3 protein-coding genes are annotated in these 3,060 nt (G+C 64.6%); 1 reads left to right on the top strand and 2 read right to left on the bottom strand.

Annotated elements, in window-relative coordinates; genetic code table 11:
• The first annotated feature begins 220 nt into the window (after positions 1-220).
• Entirely contained in the window at positions 221-1,411 is a 1,191-nt protein-coding gene (locus EOC06_RS01625; protein ID WP_128306916.1) for an ROK family transcriptional regulator, read from the top strand.
• Positions 1,412-1,616: 205 nt separating this feature from the next.
• Here the strand turns inward: EOC06_RS01625 and EOC06_RS01630 are convergent, their stop codons facing one another.
• Positions 1,617-2,390 carry an SDR family NAD(P)-dependent oxidoreductase gene (locus EOC06_RS01630; RefSeq protein WP_128306917.1) on the bottom strand — a complete coding sequence of 258 codons (774 nt, stop codon included), beginning with the start codon at positions 2,388-2,390 and terminating at the stop codon, positions 1,617-1,619.
• 7 nt (positions 2,391-2,397) lie between these two features.
• The coding region (locus EOC06_RS41490; protein ID WP_245469282.1) for a dihydroorotase family protein at positions 2,398-3,060 on the bottom strand (663 nt) is incomplete at its 5' end.

Below are 3,060 nucleotides of genomic sequence, written 5' to 3' on the forward strand. Positions count from 1 at the left end.
GGCCGGCCTCACCGACATTACGTTCCGCTACCGCCAGACCGATACCAAGCTGAAGCCGTGGTCGGCGACCGAAGTCTGACGCCGCTGTCCGGATCGTGGAAATTGCCAAACCGCCTGGCAATGGGGCATTGAGGACGGGATGCGGCTTTTCGAGTCGGGGCGGCGATTGCGCTTTCACCGACTAGAGACAGGATTTAAGGCAAAAGGTCGAACGGCTGAGATGGCGGCTGCGGAAATCCCCAATCTGACCGACAGCGCCCGCGCCGTGCTGCGCGTGCTCGCCGCGCACGGGCCGGTGACGCGGCCGAAGCTCGGCGCCATGCTCGACCTATCGAAGCCGACCATGTCGGCGGCGGTATCGGAGTTGAGTGCGCTCGGCCTCGTTGCCTCGCGTGGGATTGAGCGCGGCGCCATTGGCCGCACGGCGACGATCTACGGCATCGGCCCGGGTGCGGGCTACGCAATCGGCATCGATGTCGGCGCCGCCCAGGTGCGCGCCGTCGCCTATTCGATAGATGCGCAGAAGCTGGCATCGATCGAAGAACCCATCCCGGAAGCGATAGCCGGCGATGCCGACGCGGTCGGCGCCGTCGTAGAGTCGGTGGCGCGTGCCACCATGGCCAGGGTCGCCAAGAGTTTTCGCGCGCTGCGCGCCATTGCGGTGGCGGTGCCGCGCATCGTCTCCAACAATCGTTTTGACCGGCCCGGCGGGCCGTCCGCCGTGCTTGGCCTGCTGCGGCGCAGTATCAAAGTGCCGATCATCCTGGAAAACAACGTCAATTGCGCGGCCATCGGCGAGATGCATTTTGGCGCCGCGCAAGGCCACCAGACCTTCGCCTTCCTGCAGGTTGGCGTGCGGGTCGGCCTCGGCTTCATCACCGAGGGACGTTTGTTTCGCGGCGCCGGCGGTGCTGCCGGCGAAATCGGCCGCATGCCGTTTCCATGGTCGGCCAGCGAGTCGCCCCATCGTGAAGGGCTCGAACATTATCTCGGCTCGCGGGCGTTGATCGAGCGCTGCCGTGTCGACTGGCCCGCAGGAGAAGGCGTGCCGCCCGACTCGGCCAAGGATCTTTTTGCACGCGCGCTCGAGGGCTCGCCGCCGGCGGTAGCGGCCGTCGCGCGCCATGGCGCCGATATCGGCAGGCTGGCGGCCGGCTGCATCGGCATGCTCGACCCCGGCCTGATCGTGCTTGGCGGCGGTGTCGGCAGAAACCCGCTGATGACGGAAAACGTCGAACGCGTCGCAGCAGAGCTTGCATGGTCAACACCCATCGCTGTCAGTTCCCTGGGGGATGACGGGACCGCGCTCGGTGCCGTGAAGCTGGCGGTTGATTACACTCTCGGGCTGATGCTGCGCGAAGGGCGTCACCCGGCTGTGGTGCTGCCGCCATTGTCAGAGCTGGAGCGCTAGTAGTGGTCTGATTTGGAAGATACCGCGTGACCAGATCGCTTCTGGAGAACTGTTTGCGACTGCGACTACTACCGTTGCAGAGCGCGTGTCTCGACTCTGGGGGCGAAAAGTGCCCACGTAATGTTTTGCCCTGTTCGTCGGCCAACGTCCCTTGCTGCAGCCCTTGCCCGCGGTCTCCGGGCATTCGGCCTTAGGTCTTACTAGGTCAGCCCGCCATCCAGCCGCCGTCCACCATCAGGTTGATGCCTGTAACGTAGCTTGCCATGTCGCTGGCGAGAAACAAGGCGGCTCCGGCCACGTCGCTCGGATGTCCAAGCCGCGGCCATGGCGTGCGCCTTCGCGAGTAATCGAGCGCGTCGGGATCGTTGGCGACACCCGGCTTGCCGGTGACGATCTTGCCTGGCGCAATCGCGTTGCAGACGATCAGGTCGTCGGCGTGGTCGACGGCGATCTGCCGTGTCATCTGCACGATGCCCCCCTTGCTCACCGAATAGGGAAAGTCACCGGGGCAGGCAACCATGCCGTGCTGGGACGAAATGTTGATGATGCGGCCGCGCACGTCGTTGACCGGTGCCTGGCCGAGCATCTGCATCACCGCCCGTTTCGAGCAGTAGAAGAAGCCGGTCAGGTTCACGCCGATGACGCGCTGCCATTGTCCTGGCGTGGTGTCGATCAGATTGGTGCTGGTGTAGATCGCGGCGTTGTTGACCATCACGTCGAGACGTCCAAACTGCGTGACCGTCGCATCGACCGTCGCATCGACGGCGCTCCAGTCAGAGATGTCGGTCCGGATGTAAACAGCAGCTCCGCCATTCGAGCGGATCAACTCCACCGTACTCTCACCGCCTTCGATCGGCTGCTCGACCGTGTCGGCGATGACGACGCTCGCGCCCTCGGCCGCGAATTTCAGCGCGATCGCGCGGCCGATGCCGGAACTGCCTCCGGTGACGATGGCGGCCTTGTTGGCGAGCAGGGGCATATGGTCCTCAGCTTTCCCGGGTGACGATGTGTCCGACTTTCGGGCCGATCGGTTTTCCCTCGCGCACGATCTCGCGACCACGCAGGAAGACGTTTGTCAGCCGCGCTTCGACGATCCAGCCATCGAATGGCGTATAGCCCGCACGTGACACCTGATCGGCATTGGCGATGGTGCTGGACTGGCGCGGATCGAGGATGAGGATATCGGCATCGTAGCCGGTGGCGATCTTCCCCTTGCGCCGGCCAAGCCCGAAGCGCTCGGCCGGATTGCTGGCGCACAGGCGCACCAGATCGGGCAGCGCGATCAAGCCTTCATCGACCAATTTCAGCATGGTCTGCAACAGTGTTTGCAGTCCTGGCATGCCGCCTGGAATGTCAGCGAAAGCCGCATAGGGCGCTGCCTTTTCGGCTGGGGTGTGCGGCGCGTGGTCGGTGGCGACGATGTCGATCAGTCCTGCGCTCAGCGCGGCGCGCAGCGCATCCACATCATGCGGTGAGCGCAGGGGTGGCGAGGCCTTGAGATTGGCGCCTTGCAACTCATAATCGCCGGCGGTGAAGAAGAGGCTCTGCGGGGTGGTTTCGACGCTGGCGTCGGCCATGCCGCGCAGCCGGCCCCACGTCTCGACGCCGAGTTCGGAATTGATCTGGCGGACATGAATTCTGGTCTCGGT

The organism is Mesorhizobium sp. M7A.F.Ca.MR.362.00.0.0 (assembly GCF_004023175.1).
In the GTDB taxonomy this organism is placed as follows: domain Bacteria; phylum Pseudomonadota; class Alphaproteobacteria; order Rhizobiales; family Rhizobiaceae; genus Mesorhizobium.